16 protein-coding genes are annotated in these 15,830 nt (G+C 67.2%); 8 read left to right on the forward strand and 8 right to left on the reverse strand.

All coding sequences use genetic code 11. From position 1 onward, the window contains the following. Window positions 1-87: 87 nt before the first annotated feature. Window positions 88-2,982: a PAS domain S-box protein gene (locus ACFOPH_RS04000; protein ID WP_379733677.1), complete on the forward strand. Its 2,895-nt coding sequence runs from the start codon at window positions 88-90 to the stop codon at window positions 2,980-2,982. 85 nt (window positions 2,983-3,067) lie between these two features. Continuing rightward, window positions 3,068-4,036, forward strand: coding sequence for a PEP-CTERM sorting domain-containing protein (locus ACFOPH_RS04005; protein ID WP_379733679.1), 969 nt, complete (start codon window positions 3,068-3,070; stop codon window positions 4,034-4,036). A gap of 51 nt (window positions 4,037-4,087) precedes the next feature. Here ACFOPH_RS04005 and yghU read toward each other — a convergent pair whose 3' ends face one another. The 4 genes from yghU to ACFOPH_RS04025 form a co-directional block, all read right to left on the reverse strand. After that, window positions 4,088-4,936 carry a glutathione-dependent disulfide-bond oxidoreductase gene (yghU, locus tag ACFOPH_RS04010; RefSeq protein ID WP_312549775.1) on the reverse strand — a complete coding sequence of 283 codons (849 nt, stop codon included), beginning with the start codon at window positions 4,934-4,936 and terminating at the stop codon, window positions 4,088-4,090. Between the two features lie 97 nt (window positions 4,937-5,033). Next, on the reverse strand, window positions 5,034-5,894 hold the full coding sequence (locus ACFOPH_RS04015) for a DMT family transporter (RefSeq protein ID WP_379733681.1): 861 nt from the start codon (window positions 5,892-5,894) through the stop codon (window positions 5,034-5,036). 94 nt (window positions 5,895-5,988) lie between these two features. Continuing rightward, complete coding sequence (gene bla / locus ACFOPH_RS04020) at window positions 5,989-6,870, reverse strand: class A beta-lactamase (RefSeq protein ID WP_379733683.1); 882 nt, start codon at window positions 6,868-6,870, stop codon at window positions 5,989-5,991. A gap of 93 nt (window positions 6,871-6,963) precedes the next feature. Next, window positions 6,964-7,938, reverse strand: coding sequence for a succinylglutamate desuccinylase/aspartoacylase family protein (locus ACFOPH_RS04025; protein ID WP_379733685.1), 975 nt, complete (start codon window positions 7,936-7,938; stop codon window positions 6,964-6,966). A gap of 140 nt (window positions 7,939-8,078) precedes the next feature. Here ACFOPH_RS04025 and ACFOPH_RS04030 point away from each other — a divergent pair, with 140 nt between their 5' ends. Then, entirely contained in the window at window positions 8,079-9,212 is a 1,134-nt protein-coding gene (locus tag ACFOPH_RS04030; RefSeq protein WP_312549782.1) for an acyltransferase family protein, read from the forward strand. 83 nt (window positions 9,213-9,295) lie between these two features. Then, a complete protein-coding gene (locus tag ACFOPH_RS04035; protein WP_312549784.1) occupies window positions 9,296-9,820 on the forward strand; it encodes a hypothetical protein in 525 nt (174 codons plus the stop codon). Window positions 9,821-9,870: 50 nt separating this feature from the next. On the opposite strand, the gene ACFOPH_RS04040 is transcribed toward ACFOPH_RS04035, so the two are convergent. The 3 genes from ACFOPH_RS04040 to ACFOPH_RS04050 all read right to left on the reverse strand — a co-directional run bounded on the left by ACFOPH_RS04040 (window position 9,871) and on the right by ACFOPH_RS04050 (window position 11,982). Continuing rightward, window positions 9,871-10,344, reverse strand: coding sequence for a hypothetical protein (locus tag ACFOPH_RS04040; protein WP_312549786.1), 474 nt, complete (start codon window positions 10,342-10,344; stop codon window positions 9,871-9,873). A 124-nt stretch (window positions 10,345-10,468) separates the two neighbouring features. Next, window positions 10,469-11,338 (reverse strand): pirin family protein, encoded by an 870-nt coding sequence (locus ACFOPH_RS04045; protein WP_312549804.1) that lies wholly within the window; start codon window positions 11,336-11,338, stop codon window positions 10,469-10,471. A gap of 47 nt (window positions 11,339-11,385) precedes the next feature. Next, window positions 11,386-11,982, reverse strand: a complete 597-nt coding sequence (locus ACFOPH_RS04050; RefSeq protein ID WP_312549787.1) for an FMN-dependent NADH-azoreductase — start codon at window positions 11,980-11,982, stop codon at window positions 11,386-11,388. A gap of 115 nt (window positions 11,983-12,097) precedes the next feature. Here ACFOPH_RS04050 and ACFOPH_RS04055 point away from each other — a divergent pair, with 115 nt between their 5' ends. Continuing rightward, window positions 12,098-13,015, forward strand: coding sequence for a LysR family transcriptional regulator (locus ACFOPH_RS04055; RefSeq protein WP_312549789.1), 918 nt, complete (start codon window positions 12,098-12,100; stop codon window positions 13,013-13,015). A gap of 4 nt (window positions 13,016-13,019) precedes the next feature. Here ACFOPH_RS04055 and ACFOPH_RS04060 read toward each other — a convergent pair whose 3' ends face one another. Beyond that, window positions 13,020-13,691, reverse strand: a complete 672-nt coding sequence (locus ACFOPH_RS04060) for a cupin domain-containing protein (protein WP_312549790.1) — start codon at window positions 13,689-13,691, stop codon at window positions 13,020-13,022. 190 nt (window positions 13,692-13,881) lie between these two features. On the opposite strand from ACFOPH_RS04060, the gene ACFOPH_RS04065 reads away from it, so the two are divergent. The 3 genes from ACFOPH_RS04065 to ACFOPH_RS04075 all read left to right on the forward strand — a co-directional run bounded on the left by ACFOPH_RS04065 (window position 13,882) and on the right by ACFOPH_RS04075 (window position 15,791). Then, the gene (locus tag ACFOPH_RS04065) at window positions 13,882-14,583 is read left to right on the forward strand and encodes a YjjG family noncanonical pyrimidine nucleotidase (protein WP_379733689.1); all 702 of its coding nucleotides are present in this window, start codon (window positions 13,882-13,884) and stop codon (window positions 14,581-14,583) included. Between the two features lie 85 nt (window positions 14,584-14,668). After that, the gene (locus tag ACFOPH_RS04070) at window positions 14,669-15,061 is read left to right on the forward strand and encodes a VOC family protein (RefSeq protein ID WP_312549792.1); all 393 of its coding nucleotides are present in this window, start codon (window positions 14,669-14,671) and stop codon (window positions 15,059-15,061) included. Between the two features lie 106 nt (window positions 15,062-15,167). Further along, window positions 15,168-15,791 (forward strand): exopolysaccharide biosynthesis protein, encoded by a 624-nt coding sequence (locus tag ACFOPH_RS04075; protein ID WP_312549793.1) that lies wholly within the window; start codon window positions 15,168-15,170, stop codon window positions 15,789-15,791. The last annotated feature ends 39 nt before the right edge of the window (window positions 15,792-15,830 follow it).

Here is a 15,830-nt window from a genome sequence, read left to right on the forward strand (position 1 = left end):
CGGAACCGCCCGATGACTATGTGGCGTCGAGCGGGGCTAACCGCGTGTTACGATTCTGGGATGTAACGATGAATGTGTTTTCCGCCCATGCCCCTCAAGCATCGCTCCAACCCGCTTCGCTTCGATCTGCTGCGTTTCGACCATATCGCGCTGGCGCCGTCGCTGGGCATTGCCATGGCAGCCGCCGTGCTGCTGCTCACCTTCGTGGCGCTGCAGCTGGTCGGCCATACCGCCAGCGAACAGGCGGAACGCGATGCCGGGCGCAGCCTGGCCGAACTGGCATTCCAGACCACCGACAAGCTCGACCGCGGCATGTACGAGCGCTACCGCGAAGTGATGCTGATGGCCGAGCGCCACGAGATCATCGACGGCGACGTGCCGGCCGCCGCCAAGCGCGCCGTGCTCGACAGCATGCAGGCGACCTATCCGTATTACGCCTGGATCGGCCTGACCGACAAGGCAGGGCGGGTGCAGGCGGCCACCAGGGGCCTGCTGGAAAACGCCGACGTGTCGGAGCGCCCCTGGTTCGCGGCCGCCCACCAGGGCGAGCACCTGCACGACGTGCACGAGGCGGTGCTGCTGGCGAAGCTGCTGCCGGACCCGGGCGGCGAACCCTGGCGCTTCTTCGACATCGCCTTTCCCTTCCGCGACAAGAACGGCGCGATCGCGGGGGTGCTCGGCGCCCACCTGAGCTGGCGGTGGGCGGCCGACATCGAACGCTCGGTGCTGCGCCCGCTGGCCGATCGCAAGGCCGTCGACACCCTGATCCTGAGCCGCACCGGCGCGGTCCTGCTGGGACCGAAGGCCTTCGCCGGCAAGGTGCTGGACCAGGACAGCGTGCGCCTGTCCCGGCAGGGCGGCACCGGTTCGGTGATCGAGACCTGGCCGAACGGCCGGCGCTACCTGGTGGGCTACAGCCCGAGCCGCGCCTACGGCCCCTATCCGGGATTGGGCTGGGTGGTCGTAGTGCGCCAGCCGCTGGAGGAGGCCTACCGTCCGATCGCATCCCTCGAGGACAAGCTGCTCTGGGGCGGCCTGGCCGCCTCGCTGCTGGGCGGCTTGGCGGTGTGGGCGCTGGCGCGCAGCATCACCCGGCCGCTGCAGACCATTACCGAGCACGCCGACCGGCTGCGCGAAGGCGAGGTCCAGGCCATCCCGCCGGTGCGCAGCCGGCTGGCGGAAGTGCGGATCCTGCAGGACGCCCTGGACGCCTTGCTGGCCAAGCTGCGAGGAAACGAGCAGGGGCTGCGCGAGCTGAACGCCAGGCTCGAGTCGCGCGTGCAGGAGCGCACGCTCGCACTGGAGGCGGCGGTCGCCACCAGCCGCGCCGGCAAGCGGCGCACCCGCGCCATCATCGACACCGCCCTCGACGCCTTTGTCGGTGTCGACGCGGCCGGCAACATCATCGACTGGAATCCGCGCGCCGAGGAGATCTTCGGCTGGACCCGCGACGAGGCGCTGGGCCGCAGCGTGTCGAGCCTGATGATCCCGCAGCGCTACCGCGACGCCCACGACCGCGGCATCGAGCGCTTCTCGATCGCCGGCAGCACCGGCGTGGTCGGCAAGCGCCTGCAACTGGTGGCGCGGCGCCGCAACGGCAAGGAGTTCCCGGTCGAGATGACGATCGGCCTGGTGAACGAGGGCGAGAGCCACTTCTTCGGCGCCTTCATGCAGGACATCTCGGAACGCAAGCGCATCGAGGACGAGCTGGCGCGCGAGCGCGAACTGCTGAACGCGGTGCTCAAATCGATCGACGTCGGCGTGGTGGTCTGTTCGCGCGAAGGCAAGGTCACCCTGTTCAACCGCGCGGCGCGCGAGATCAACGGGCTGCCGCTGGGGGCCGCCGCGTTCGAAGAACGCGAACGCCATTACCAGCTGCTGGCGGCCGACGGCGAGACCCCGATCCCGGGCCCGCAGACGCCGCTGAACCGGGCGCTGGCGGGCGAGCTGGTCGAGAACGCCGAGGTCGTGGTCAGGCGCCTGAACGGCGCGCCGCGCACCGTGTTCGCGAGCGGGCGTGCGCTGCACGCGCTTGATGGCACTAATATCGGCGCGGTGATCGCCCTGAAGGACGTGACCGAGCTGCGCGAATCGGCGCGCCGCCTGGAGGCCAGCGAACGCACGCTGCGCACGATCACCGACAATCTGCCGGTGCTGATCGCCTACATCGACCGCGAGGAACGCTACCGCTTCGTGAACGCGACCTACGAGAAATGGTACGGCGTGCCGGTGACGGACATCGTCGGCAAGACCGTGCGCGAAGCCCTCGGCGACGAGCTGTACGCGCGCGACGCCGACTTCCTGCGCCGCGGCCTGGCGGGCGAAGCGGTGCGTTTCGAGGCGCGCATGCCGGGCCCGGACGGCCCCAGGACGGTCGAGGTCACCGCGCTTCCCGACGTCCAGGACGGCGTCTGCCGCGGCGTGTATGCCTTGAGCGCCGACGTCTCGGCGGCCAAGCGCCACGAGGAAGAACTGAACCGGCTGGCGCGCATCGACCTGCTGACCGGCCTGCCGAACCGGCGCAGCTACGGCGAGCGGCTCGAGGAGGCGCTGCGCCGCGCGCGCCGCGGCGGCCTGCCGATCGCCCTGATGTACCTCGACGTCGACCATTTCAAGCAGGTCAACGACACCCTGGGCCACGCCGCCGGCGACGCCGTGCTGCACGAATTCGCGCAGCGCGTAAAGGCCGCGGTGCGCGCCACCGATACCGTCTGCCGCCTGGCGGGCGACGAGTTCACGGTGATCCTGGAAGGCCTGAAGTCGGCCGAGGAGGCGGCCCTGGTGGCGGCCAAGATCCTGCAGGCCTTCGCGCGGCCGATGCTGCTCGAGCAGGGCGAATGGAAGGTCTCGACCAGCATCGGCCTGGCCTACAGCGGCGGCGCCGACATCGGGGCCGAGGGCCTGGGCGCCGCGGCCGACGCGGCGCTCTACCATGCGAAGAAGGAGGGGCGCGGGCGCTACGCGTTGAGGCAGGTCGATTGAGACCTGCGGGAAGCGCGGGCGGTCGATCAGGAGCGCCTGAGAATACCCTTCTGTTGCCTTGATGGTAATGGATAGGTGCGTCGATATGCAGGCGACGCTGGCTGCCGGCTTAGTGATCATTCGCGCAGGCGCGGCGCATGACGGCGAGGAATATTTACTAGCTCAAATATTGTTGAAATGTCATAATGTTTGTGTAATGACATCACTGACATTTGGAGCACACATGCATCTTCGTTTCGCGCTGGCTGCGGCAGCTCTTTCCCTCGCTGGTAGCCAGGCAATGGCCGCACCGGTCACGATCGGTTTTTCCGGTACGCTCGTTTTGCCCTATACGCCCCATCCAGGGGATACCGTCAACGGCGATTACGCCGGCAAACCCTTCGCGGGAACGCTGACCTTCGCTGCCGGGCAGCCCCACAGGTACGAAAACAATGCCGGCAGCGTCCGCGACGAAGTGCACACTTATAGCGGTTGCAGCGTCTTTCGCGATGGCACATGCACAAACTACGCGCCTGTTCTCGGTTCGCCCGTGATCCTCCAGGCCAGCTTCTCCGGCGAGTTCGGGGCGTACAGTCTCATCCCCGACGCCACGGGCGGCGGGACGCAGTCCGGACTGGTCCGCAACCAGTCCTCCTACTTTGACTCGACGGGAGCGGACTATTTCCTGGTAAATGACACGGGCCGCTTCGTGACGAGCGCAGACGGAGAGCGGCTGGAACGCGCCTACAGCGCTGTTTACCTGTATATCTCGGCAACGGGAACGCCCCTCTTCAACGACGTTCACGATTTCGACGAACTGCCAAAGCTCAACAGTTCAACTTCCACTTTCTTCCGCTTCGAGCGCTACACGGGCCTGGCCGAATGCAGCCGGCAGAATGGCGGCTCGTGCAACTACACGCGCTTGCCCGGCGCATTCGAGTATGTGGGCCAGATCGCGGAGATGCACTTCGTCCTCCCCGATGCGCCCGCCGACGTTCCGGAACCGGCGTCGCTGGCACTGCTCGCGGCCGGCATGACCGCCATCGGCGCCGCCCGCCGCCGCACGCGCGCCTGAACATGGGTCCTTGTCAGGCGCTCCAAACCCCGCCGCGAAGGGCGGGGCGGATCAGCCCAGGTCGGACGCGTCGTGGCGTTCCGGCACCTGGTCTTCCGGCTTGCCGAACACGCGGTTGACCTTGCGCCCGCGGATCACGGCCGGACGCGCCGCGATCTCGTCGGCCCAGCGGCGCACGTGCTTGTACTCGTGCACCGACAGGAATTCGCCGGCGTTGTAGAGATGGCCCTGCACCAGCTGGCCGTACCAGGGCCAGATCGCCATGTCGGCGATGGTGTACTCGTCGCCGGCCACGTAGCGGTGTTCGGCCAGCTGGCGGTCGAGCACGTCGAGCTGGCGCTTGGTTTCCATCGCATAGCGGTTGATCGGGTACTCGTACTTTTCGGGCGCGTAGGCATAGAAATGGCCGAAGCCGCCGCCCACGAAAGGCGCCGAGCCCATCTGCCAGAACAGCCAGTTCATGGTCTCGGTGCGCGCCGCGATGTGCTTCGGCAGGAAGGCGCCGAACTTCTCGGCCAGGTACACCAGGATCGAGCCCGATTCGAACACGCGCAGGGGCTTGTCGCCGCTGCGGTCGACCAGGGCCGGGATCTTCGAGTTCGGGTTGGCGGCGACGAAGCCGCTCGAGAACTGGGCGCCTTCGTTGATCTTGATGAGCCAGGCGTCGTATTCGGCGCCGCTGTGGCCGAGGGCCAGCAGCTCCTCGAGCAGGATGGTGACTTTCACGCCGTTCGGTGTGGCGAGCGAATACAGCTGCAGCGGATGCTTGCCGACCGGCAGCTCCTGCTCGTGGGTGGCGCCGGCGACCGGGCGGTTGATGTTGGCGAAGTTGCCGCCGGACGCGGTCGGGGTCCAGACTTTCGGCGGTTCGTACACGTCGTGCTTCTGCTGGTCGGTCATCGATTTCTCCTTGGTATTCGGTTTGGCTTGCATGCCTGACCAGATTCTAGCCGCACTGGCCGGACGGCGCTGGCAGGTGCTCCAGGTGACAGGCGCTCTAGGTAAAACGCTTGGCCCCGGCAACGCACGCGACGACGACCAGCGTCGAGGCGATCATGCCCCACGAGATCGCTTCGCCCAGGAATGCCGCCGCCAGGACCAGGCCGAAGAAGGGTTGCAGGAGCTGCAATTGGCCAACCCTGGCGATGCCGCCCAGCGCAAGGCCGCGATACCAGAAGATGAAGCCGACCAGCATGCTGAAGACCGACACGTAGGCGAGGCTGATCCAGGCCGGCGCGCCGACCGAATTCCACACGATGGGTGCGGTTAACATGGCGATGATGGCCATCGCCGGCAGCGACAACAGCAGGGCCCAGGAAATGACCTGCCATCCGCCCAGGCGGCGCGACAGCGTGGCGCCTTCCGCATAACCCAGCCCGCAAAGGAGAATGGCGGCCACCATCAGCGCATTGCCAAGCATGGAGCCGCCGCCGCTCGTGAAGAGCGCGAAGCCAGCCACCGCTGCCGCACCCAGGATGGAAAATGCCCAGAATGCCGGCTTGGGACGCTCGCTGCCGCGCAGGACGCCGAAGAGGGCGGTCGCCAGGGGCAGCAGGCCGATGAAGACGATCGAATGGCCGGCGGTGATGTGCTGGAGCGCGAGTCCGGTCAGGAGCGGAAAGCCAAGGACCACGCCGAGGGAAACAACCAGCAGCGGGACGAGCTCCTTCTTCGACGGCAGCGTCTGTCGAAGTCCGATCAGGAACATCGCCCCGAGCAGGCCGGCAATCACGGCGCGCGCCGAGGTGAGGAACATCGGGGAGAAATCGACGACGGCAACCCGGGTCGCGGGGAGTGACCCGCTGAAGATGATGACCCCGATCAGGCCGCTGCCCCATCCGGCTGACGAACGTTCCATTTCCCCTCGCTTTCGGATTCCCTGTCGTGCGACCTGTGATGACTGCGTCCGCACGCAGGGTCCGGATTGCCGAGGAGCTTATGCAAGGGACTTATTACGCGCAGGCGCTGACGGCGATCTTTGCTGCTTCGGCAATAATATCATTGCGCGCGTCGGCGTTTTTCTCCGACTGTCGGGTGTAAATGGCCAGCACGATCGGTGCTTTGCCCGACGGATAGATCACCGCGATATCGCTGGCGCTGCCGTAGCTGCCGGTGCCGGTCTTGTCGGCGACTGGCCAGCCGGCCGGCACGCCGGCGCGGATGCGCGCGGCGCCCGTTGTGTTGCCCAGCATCCAGTCACGCAAGGCGTGTCGCCCGGCCAGCGGCAAGCCGTCCAGCAGCAACAGCTTCTGCAGCGTGCGCGCCATTGCCAGCGGCGTCGTGGTATCCCGTTCGTCGCCGGGCGTTGCCGTGTTCAGCTCGGTTTCCCAGCGGTCCAGCCGGAAGTGCTGGTCGCCGATTGCGCGCGCGTAGCGCGTCAATCCCGCCGGACCGCCCACTTCGCGCAGCAGCATATTGCCGGCGGTGTTGTCGCTGTATTGCAAGGTCGCAGCGCATAACTGCGCCACGCTCAATTCGCCGTCGACGTGCTTGCCGGTGATCGGCGACCAGTCGACAAAGACCGACCTCGGCAGGGACACGCGCCGGTCGAGCAAGCCGGGCTCCCTGGCTTCGCGTGCCAGCACGGCCGCCGCCAGCACGACCTTGAACGTGCTGCACATCGGGAAGCGCTGCTCCTGGCGATACCCGATCGTGCGCCCGGTGCCGGTGTCGATGGCGGCCACGCCGAGCTCGCCGCCCAGGGCGGCTTCGGCGGCGGCGAAATCGGCGCTGACAGTCGTCGGCGCCGCGGCTGCGGCAAGCGGCAGGGAGGCAAGCGCAAGCATGAGGTGACGGCGTTGCATCGAGAGCGGGAAGCGTCGAGGTGGGCGCATGGGCGTATCGCAGCAGGGATGGTTGGACTCCGAAGAGCCTGTTGGCCGCTCGAAGGCGCGGGCCGACGCCGCCTTCGAGCGGGAGGAAGATGCTTAGCCGCGGCCGAATTCCGGATTCGGGCGGGTCAGGTAGTACCACTCCGAGTTCGCGCCGGCCTTTGCGTCCGGGAACAGGATGCGGCCGCTGAACTCCGCCAAGACCGGGGTGCCGTCGGCGCGGGTGCCGATCTGCTCGCCCTCGATCACCGGGTCGAAGCTGGCCCAGGCGCGGCTGAACCCGTCGCCGGCGTCGAGCTTGTCGTACACCGCGACCATGTGCAGCGCTTCCATCTCGTCGAAGGGAACCGGTTCGGGGTCCGGCGCCTCGATCAGCTGCAGGTGGGCCAGGGTGTTGACGATGGCGCGGTAGGCCACTTCCGGCGCTTTCGGGTCGAGGTGCTGGCCGCATTCCAGGGTCAGCGCATAGCCGCCCGTGGTGCGCATGTATTCGGTGGTGCCGACGCCGTAGCGCAGCACGGTTTCCAGTTCCGCCGCGTTGCCGCGCATGCGGCGCTGGACGCCGCCGCCATAGGCCGCCATCCAGCCGGTCACGAAGCGGCGCACGCCCAGGCGGCGCGCCAGCGCGCGTTCTTTCTCGGCGTGCCGGAAGGGTTCCAGTTCGCCGTCGTTGTCGACCGGGCCGACCATCACGAAGGGCTCGCCGTGGGCGGCATTGAAGGAATGCAGGTCGAGCAGCACGTCGTGCTGGGCCAGCAGCGGGCACAGCCAGTTGGCGACCTGGTCCTCGAAGTCCTGCGGGTCGTCTTTCGGGAACAGGTTGCGGTTCAGGTTGCGGTCGCCGTTGCGCTCGTTCTTGGCGTAGGCGAGGGGATTGACGACCGGCACGAAGGTGACGCTGCCTGCCGCGATGCGCAGCGCGCCGCTGTCGAGTTCCGCCATCACCCGCTTGATCGCCTCGGTGCCGCAGATTTCGTTGCCGTGCGTCGCACCCATGATGATGACGCGCGGACCCTGGCCGAGGCCGGTATAGTTGACGGATTTGAACTGGAAGTTGCGGGCGGTGCTCATGCGAATGGTGATCCAAGGAAATATCGGTGGCCACATTTTATCGGGAATCCTTGGCCCGCGTGCGTGTCGCGTGGCATCATTCGCAACCCTGGCAACCCCGGCAACCTGTCCACGCAATGACACCTTCCCGCAGTACGCGCGTGCACGGTCTCGACACCCTGCGCGCCCTGGCCGTGACCCTGGTGGTGCTGCACCACTACACGCTCTTCGTCTCGAACGACGACTACACGTTCGGCTGGATCGGGCGCATTGGCTGGACCGGGGTCGACCTGTTCTTCGCGCTGTCGGGCTACCTGATCGGCAACCAGATCTTCGCCGCGCTAGCCAGCCGCGAGGGCCTGTCGCTGAAGCATTTCTATGCGCGCCGCCTGCTGCGCACGCTGCCGAATTTTTGGGTGGTGCTGGCGGTCTACTTCCTGTGGCCAGCTTTCCGTGAAAATGCGCCCTTGCTGCCGCTGTGGCGCTACCTGAGCTTCACCCAGAATCTCGGCCTCGAACCGGGCACCGCCTTTTCGCACAGCTGGTCGCTGGCCATCGAGGAGCAGTTTTACCTGCTGCTGCCCGCGCTGGCGATGCTGGGCGCGGCGCTGCGCCTGCGCATCTCGATGGCCTGGATCGTCATCGGGGCTGTCATGATCGGCGGCATGCTGTTGCGCGCCTGGCTCTGGAGCGCCCAGGTCGACCCCCACAAGTATGGGATTTACTTCTATTACAAGCTCATTTATTACTCGAGCTTATGCCGCCTCGACGAACTGGTGGCCGGCGTCGCCCTCGCGCTGGTGAAGAACCGCCATCCGCACGCCTGGACCGCACTGACGCGTCACGGCAGGCTGTGGCTGCTCGCCGGCCTGGCCGTGACGGGATTCGTCTTCTGGCGCTTTCTCGACGACCGCTACGGCTTCGCGCCGACGGTGTTCGGCTATCCGCTGCTGGGCCTGGGCTTCGGCCTGCTGATCCTGGCCGCGCTGTCGGACAAGTCGGGATTGCGCGAACTGCGCATCCCCGGCGCCGCCAGCCTGGCCTTGTGGTCCTACGCGATTTACCTGAGCCACCGCGGCGTGAGCGCGCTCGGGGCGCAGTTCCTGAGCACGCTCGGCTATGGACCGCAGACGAAGGAGGCGATCGTCTGCCTGCTGGCGCTGTCGGTGCTGGCGGGCTGGCTCCTGTATTGGCTGGTCGAGACGCCCTTCATGCGCCTGCGCGAGCGCTACGTGCCGAGCAACCTGGCGCGGCCGCCGTACCGGCTTCATCGAGAGTCCTCATCCGATATCTAGCTTTCCACAATATCTCTCCAGGGAAGAAGTTTTAGATGCCAGGGTGTGGCAATATGTGTTGCCATAACTTCGCATGAGGAGAAATGATGAGAGTTGCAAGCTACGCCGCCGTGCTCGCCGCCAGTCTGGCTGTTTCCATGCCTCAGTCGACCTTCGCTCAGGACTCAGTGTCGAACAGGGAGCAGATCGAAGGCGTGATCGACCGCTTCGGAAAAGCGATCGTCGACAAGGACGTTGCCGGCTTCATGGGGCTGTTCCTGCACGAGGACATCGCCTGGAACGTGGTCTATACCGACGGCAGTGTCGACAGGTATAACCGGGCGCTGAAGGACCCGAAGATGCCCCGGGCCACCAAGGTCCAGCGCGCCAGTCCGCGCGCCTTTATCGAAAGCATCGCCAGGTCCAGGCAAGTCAAATCCGAAACCTTCTCCAACGTGCGCATCGACACCGACGGCGAGGTCGCGCAGGTCTGGTTCGACTACGCCTTCATGAGCGGCGACTACAAGAATGCCTGGGGCAAGGAGGGCTGGCAGCTGGTCCGCACCGAGGCGGGCTGGAAGATCGCCGCGGTCACCTGGTCGGCGGAAGAAAACCCGGTCCCGCGCTGACGTGGTCCCCCGTGAGGTCCCGCCGTGGTCCCCGGCGTCGCGACAGGCGCTCAGTCGCGCGCCTCGATGACGTCGAAGGCCGCCGGCATCGCGCCCAGGAAGGCCAGGGTCGCGTGCACGCGCTCGCGCATGTCCATGCCGTTCGTCGCCTCGATGGCGGCGCGCAGGCCGGGCCGTGCTTCCAGCGTGTGCGGGCTGCGGTAGGCCTCGATCAGCAGGGCGACCAGGTCGGTCGGCGCGCTGCAGGAGCGGCGCAGGCGGGTGTCGATCACGCCGAGCAGGGTGCGCTGCATGGCCGGGGTCGGATTCACGATGTGGGCGAACACCGACGGCGTGTTGGCGATCGACTCGCACAGCGAACGCTCGATGGCGTCGGGCTTGAGGTCGGAGGCGATGTCGAAATAGCCGCGGTCCCAGCGCGTGCGCGCGTAGGCGTGGCCGGCGGGGAAGCGGTCGATGGTCTCGAAGCCCAGCGCGTGGCTGGCTTTCGAGAGCAGGTCGAGCACGGTGTCCATCAGGGGCATGGCAGGGAAGGGTGGGCAGTGCACATGACGGAAGTGTAACGCAAGCGCGGCCGGGCGATGCAAGGACCGCCCGGCCGCGTTTCGGCAAATCGGCTCAAGCGCCATGGGAGCGTTCTTCGGCGCGCTAAGCGAAGCGCCCCGAACGGAAATCCTCGACGGCCTGGTGCAACTCGGCCTGGGTATTCATCACGAAGGGCCCGTACTGCGCGATCGGTTCCTTCAGAGGACGGCCCGCGATCAACAGCAGGCGGGTTGGCTGGACCGCCTTGATCGCCACGCCGTCCGATCCTTCGGCGTTGTCGAAGATCGCCATGCGCGTCTGCGGCACGCCGCGGCCACCCACCACCGCCTCGCCGCGGAACACGTAGATGAAGGCATTGTGCCCGGCCGGCAGCGGCTGCTCGAAGGTCGCGCCTTCCGGCAGCGCGATGTCGAGGTAGAGCGGCTCGGTACCGTCGCGCTGCACGGCGCCGGCCACGCCGTGGCTGCTGCCGGCGATGACCTGCACGGTGGCGCCGGATTCCAGCGTGAAGCGCGGCACTTCCTCGTTCGGGATGTCGCGGTACCAGGGCGCGCTCATCTTGTCCTTCGCGGGCAGGTTCAACCACAGCTGGAAGCCTTCCATCAGGCCCTCGTTCTGCTCGGGCATCTCGGAGTGGATCACGCCGCGCCCGGCCGTCATCCACTGCACGCCACCGTCGGTCACGAGACCTTCGTTGCCGGCGCTGTCGCGGTGGCGCATGCGGCCGGCCAGCATGTAGGTGACGGTCTCGAAGCCGCGGTGCGGGTGCTCCGGGAAGCCGGCGATGTAGTCGCCGGCCTTGTCGCTGCCGAACGCGTCCAGCATCAGGAAGGGATCGAGGCGGCGCTGCAGGGTTCCGGTGAGGACGCGGTTGATCTTCACGCCGGCGCCGTCCATCACGTACTGTCCGGCGATCACGCGTTCGACGCCACGCGGCTTCGTCACGGATTGGGTGTTCACTACCTGGGTCATCATCTTCTCCTGTTCTGCGCCGCCGGAGCGGCTGTTGCGTAAGGTGTTTAAGCCAGGGCCGCGTCGACCGCAGCGTCCGCTTCCGCCTGGCCCTTGGCCGCGGCGTCAGGACCCATGGACTGGCCGGCCGAGTACACGAAGGTATGGTCGGTCATGCCCAGGAAGTTCAGCAGCATGCGCACGAAAGGCACTTGCGGATCGGCCTCGACCGGGTAGACGCCGCCGCGCGAGGTGGTAACGAACACCTTCTTGTTCTTCAGCAGGCCTTCCGGACCGTTCTCGGTGTAGCGGAAGGTCACGCCGGCACGGGCGATGGCGTCGAACCAGCTCTTCAGCTGCACCGGGATGCCGAAGTTGTACATCGGCGCGCCGATCACGACCACGTCGGCGGCCTGCACCTGGGCGATCAGCGCGTCGTCCAGTGCCACGCGGGCGGCCTGCTCGGCAGTGCGCTGGTCCGCCGGGGTGAACAGGGCGCCCAGGGCGGCTTCGTCCAGCGTCGGGTGCGGATCGCGCGCCAGGTCGCGGGTTACGACAGTCGCGTCCGGGTTGGCGGCGACCAGCTTGGCGACGATGCTGTTGGCGACGCGGGTCGATTCGGACTGGGCGCCGCGCAGGCTGGAGGTGATCTGCAGGATGTTCATGGTGGCTTCCTTTTTCGTGAAGGGTTGTCGTTCGATAAGCGCTACTTTAGCAGTTCCAAAATCGAGCCAGAAGCCGCTAGAATGGATAACATTATTCAGTCAGTGGAACAATCTCATGGAAGTCGAACCGAATGACCTGCTGCTGTTCGCACGCATCGTGGAGGCCGGCAGCTTCAGCAAGGCCGCCGTCCGGGTGAACCTGCCCAAGTCGACCGTCTCGCGCCGCATCTCGCTGCTCGAGGCGCGCCTGGGCGAACGCCTGCTGCAGCGCACGACGCGCAAGCTGGTGCTGACCGAGTTCGGCGCCAGCCTGCTCGAGCACGCGCGCAAGGTGGCGGAAGAGGCCGAAGCGGCCGGCGCGCTGGCCCAGCACCGCCAGGCCGCGCCCAGCGGGCGCCTGCGCATCTCGCTGCCGGCCGACTTCGCCAACCTCGGCATGAGCGCGATGATCGGGCGCTTCCTGGAGCGCTACCCGGCGGTGAGCGTCGAGCTGGACCTGTCGCCGCGCCGGGTCGACCTGGTGGCCGAGAACTTCGACATCGCGATCCGCATGGGCGACCTGCCGGACGACGCTTCCCTGAATGCGCGCCGCGTCACGTTGCAGCGCTTCGGCCTGTATGCCTCGCCGTGCTACACGGCGGTGCGCGGCCTGCCGGAACATCCGGACGACCTGCTCGGCCACGACCTGCTGTGCCTGCTCAGCCGCAGCGGCGGCGCCGTGCCCTGGGTCCTCACGCGCGGCAAGGTGCGCTGGGAACGCGAATTGCCGGCGCGCCTGACCGCGAATTCGCCCGACCTGCTGGCGCGCATCGCCTGCAGCGGCGCCGGCATCGCGGCCAGCTCCGAACTGTTCGCCGCGCCGCTGCTGCGCAAGGGGGAACTGGTACGGGTGCTGCCCGAGTGGGACATGCCGACCGCCACCGGCTGGGCCGTGTTCCCGGGGCGGCGCCTGATGCCGGCCAAGACCCGGGCCTTCCTCGACATGATGGAAACGATGTTCTGCAGCGAAGCGGGGACGGAGGAGGGGAGTTAAGACGTCACTGCTCCCCGTCCGGCAGCGCCGCCGGAGCCCCGATGCGCAGGTAGACACTGGCCCCCTGCGCGCCGGCGCGGTAGTCCGGATAGGCGCCGGCCGGCAGGCGGATCCAGGCGCCGGCCGCGTACCGCTCCACGCCCGTGACGATCTCGCCGGCCAGCACCAGCAGCTCGGCGCCAGCCACCGGTGCGGCAAGAAGCGCTGCGCCCGCATCGACGCGCTGCAGCGAGACCTGTTCGGCGTCCGAGGCAAACAGCGGGCAGACTGCCCGCTCGCCCTGCCGGCGCCAGGACGCGGGCGCACGGGTGTCGATGCGCACGCGGCTGCGTTCGTCGGCCGCCATCTGGCGCAGCTTGACGAAGATGGTGGCGCCGCCCAGGCTGGACGGCGCGTGGGCCGAACCGGGCGGATTGCGCAGGTACCAGCCTTCAGGATAATCGCCGTCCTCGTCCGAGAACACGCCGGACAAAACCAGGATTTCTTCGCCGGCCGGATGCGCGTGGCGGGGAAAGCGCGAGCCGGGGGCATAGCGCACGATGCTGGTGGCGCGCGCTTTCTCGAACCCGATCCGGTCCAGCATGACCCGCTCGACGCCGCTTTCCGGCGAAGCGACCCATTCGTACTGGTCGGGCGCGACGACGGCGCGGCGCGAGAAATCGGCATTGACGAGCATGGTGGACCTCATGGTGGTGTCTGATACGGCGATTGTGGACGAGAGTGGACGCCGCGGCAAACGGGCGCATCGCTGCGCGATCGGAAAAAATCCTGCTCGCCATGGCGTCCGTCGGGCGGCATGAGACGCCCGGATGCCATGGCCGGGCATGCTATGATGCGCTCCAGACCGACCCATCCGCAGCCCGCATTTGAAACACACGCTCTTCCTCTTCGACCTGGACGACACGCTGCTCGACTTCCGCGCGTCCGAACACCTCTCTTTCGAACGCACCTTGCGCGCGCTCGGCCTGCAAGGCGACATCGACGACTTGTTCCGGCACTACCAGGCGATCAACGTGGCGCTCTGGCGCAGCTTCGAAGCCGGCACCGTGACCAAGGATTTCCTGAAGGTCGAGCGCTTCCGCCAGACCTTCGCCTTTGGTGCGCTGGCGCTCGATCCGCAGGCCGCGAGCAGCCTGTATCTCGAGTCGCTGCCGCAGACCGTGGTGCTGGTCGACGGCGCGCGCGAGCTGTGCGCGAGCCTGGCCGCGATGGGCGAACTGGGCATCATCACCAACGGCGTCGACCACATCCAGAAGCGGCGCATCGCCAGCTCGGGGCTCGGTGAATACATCTCGTTCGTCGCGACCTCGGAAGCCTGCGGCCACGCCAAGCCGGACACCCGTTTCTTCGACTACGCCGCCGGCATGGCGCGCGCCTTCCGGCGCGAACAGACGGTCATCGTCGGCGACCGCCTGGACGCGGACATCCTCGGCGCCAACCGCTTCGGCATCGACAGCTGCTGGTTCAATCCGGCGCGCCTCGAGAACACTTCGCTCGCCATCCCGAGCGTCGAAGCGGCCAGCCTGCGCGACGTGATTCCCGCGCTCGAAGCGCTGGCCCTTGCCTGAAACGCGAACCGTCAATCCAGCCGCCAGTTCATCTATACTGTTTCTCCAGGCCGGCGCTGGGCCGGCACACAAGGAGACAACAACGATGCTAAATCACGTCATGCTGGGTTCGAACGATATCGAGCGCTCGAAGCGCTTCTACGACGCGGTGCTGGGCACGCTCGGGGCAGGAGAACCGGTGCGCAACCAGGCGCCGTCCGGCCACGTCCGCTATTTCTACCGTCACGACGGCAACAACTTTGCCATCACCGAGCCGATCGACGGCGCAGCGGCGGCGCCCGGCAACGGCGCGACCATCGGCTTCAAGTGCCATTCGCCCGAGCAGGTCCACCAGTTCCACGACACCGCGCTGGCGCATGGCGGCACCTCGATCGAGAACCCGCCGGGCCTGCGCGAAGGCAGCATGGGCGCACTCTACCTTGCATATGTGCGCGATCCGGACGGCAACAAGCTGTGCGCGATCTACCGTCCCCGTTAAGGATCGCGCGGCGCACACCGGGCGCAATCGAACTTGGGTTAGCGACTTGGCAATTTATAATGTCGCTCCGAATGCCCATCCACGATAGAAGACCCAAAGGACAGCCATGCACGGCGAACAGCTTTCCCACCGAATCCGCGCGCTGATCCGTTCGCTGCCCCGTACCGGGATCACGCTGAGCGAACTGATCCAGCGGGTCGGCAACGATGGCCTGCTGATCCTGGCCGCCTTGCTCACCCTGGTGTTCCTGATCCCGATATCGATTCCCGGCGTCAGCACGGTGTTCGGCGCCGCCATCCTCCTGATCGGCCTGGCCCGCCTGCTCGGGCGCGAACTGTGGATCCCTTCGCGCCTGAAGCACAAGACGCTCGCGACCAGGAAGCTGCGCCCGGTGTTGCGCAAGGCGCTGCCGCTGCTGCACCGGCTCGAGCGCGTGAGCCGTCCGAACCGCATCGCGTGGCTGGTGGCCGGCGGCCCGGTGCGGCGCCTGAACGACGCCGCGCTGATCCTGGGCGCCGTGCTGCTGATGATGCCCTTCGGCCTGATCCCGTTCAGCAATACCTTCCCGGCCGTGGCCTTGCTGTTCCTGGCCATCGGCCTGCTGCAGCGCGACGGCGTCTGCGTACTGCTGGGCTATGTCAGCAATGTCGCAACCATCGCGTATTTCGGCGTGCTGATCGGTGGCGGCGGCCTGGCCGCGCGCGAAATGTTCGGGCGTCTGGTCGGCTGAAGCGGCGCAGGCGCCCGCCGGCGCCTTGCTACAATGGCG

The organism is Massilia haematophila, from assembly GCF_042647645.1.
Lineage (GTDB): Bacteria > Pseudomonadota > Gammaproteobacteria > Burkholderiales > Burkholderiaceae_D > Telluria > Telluria haematophila.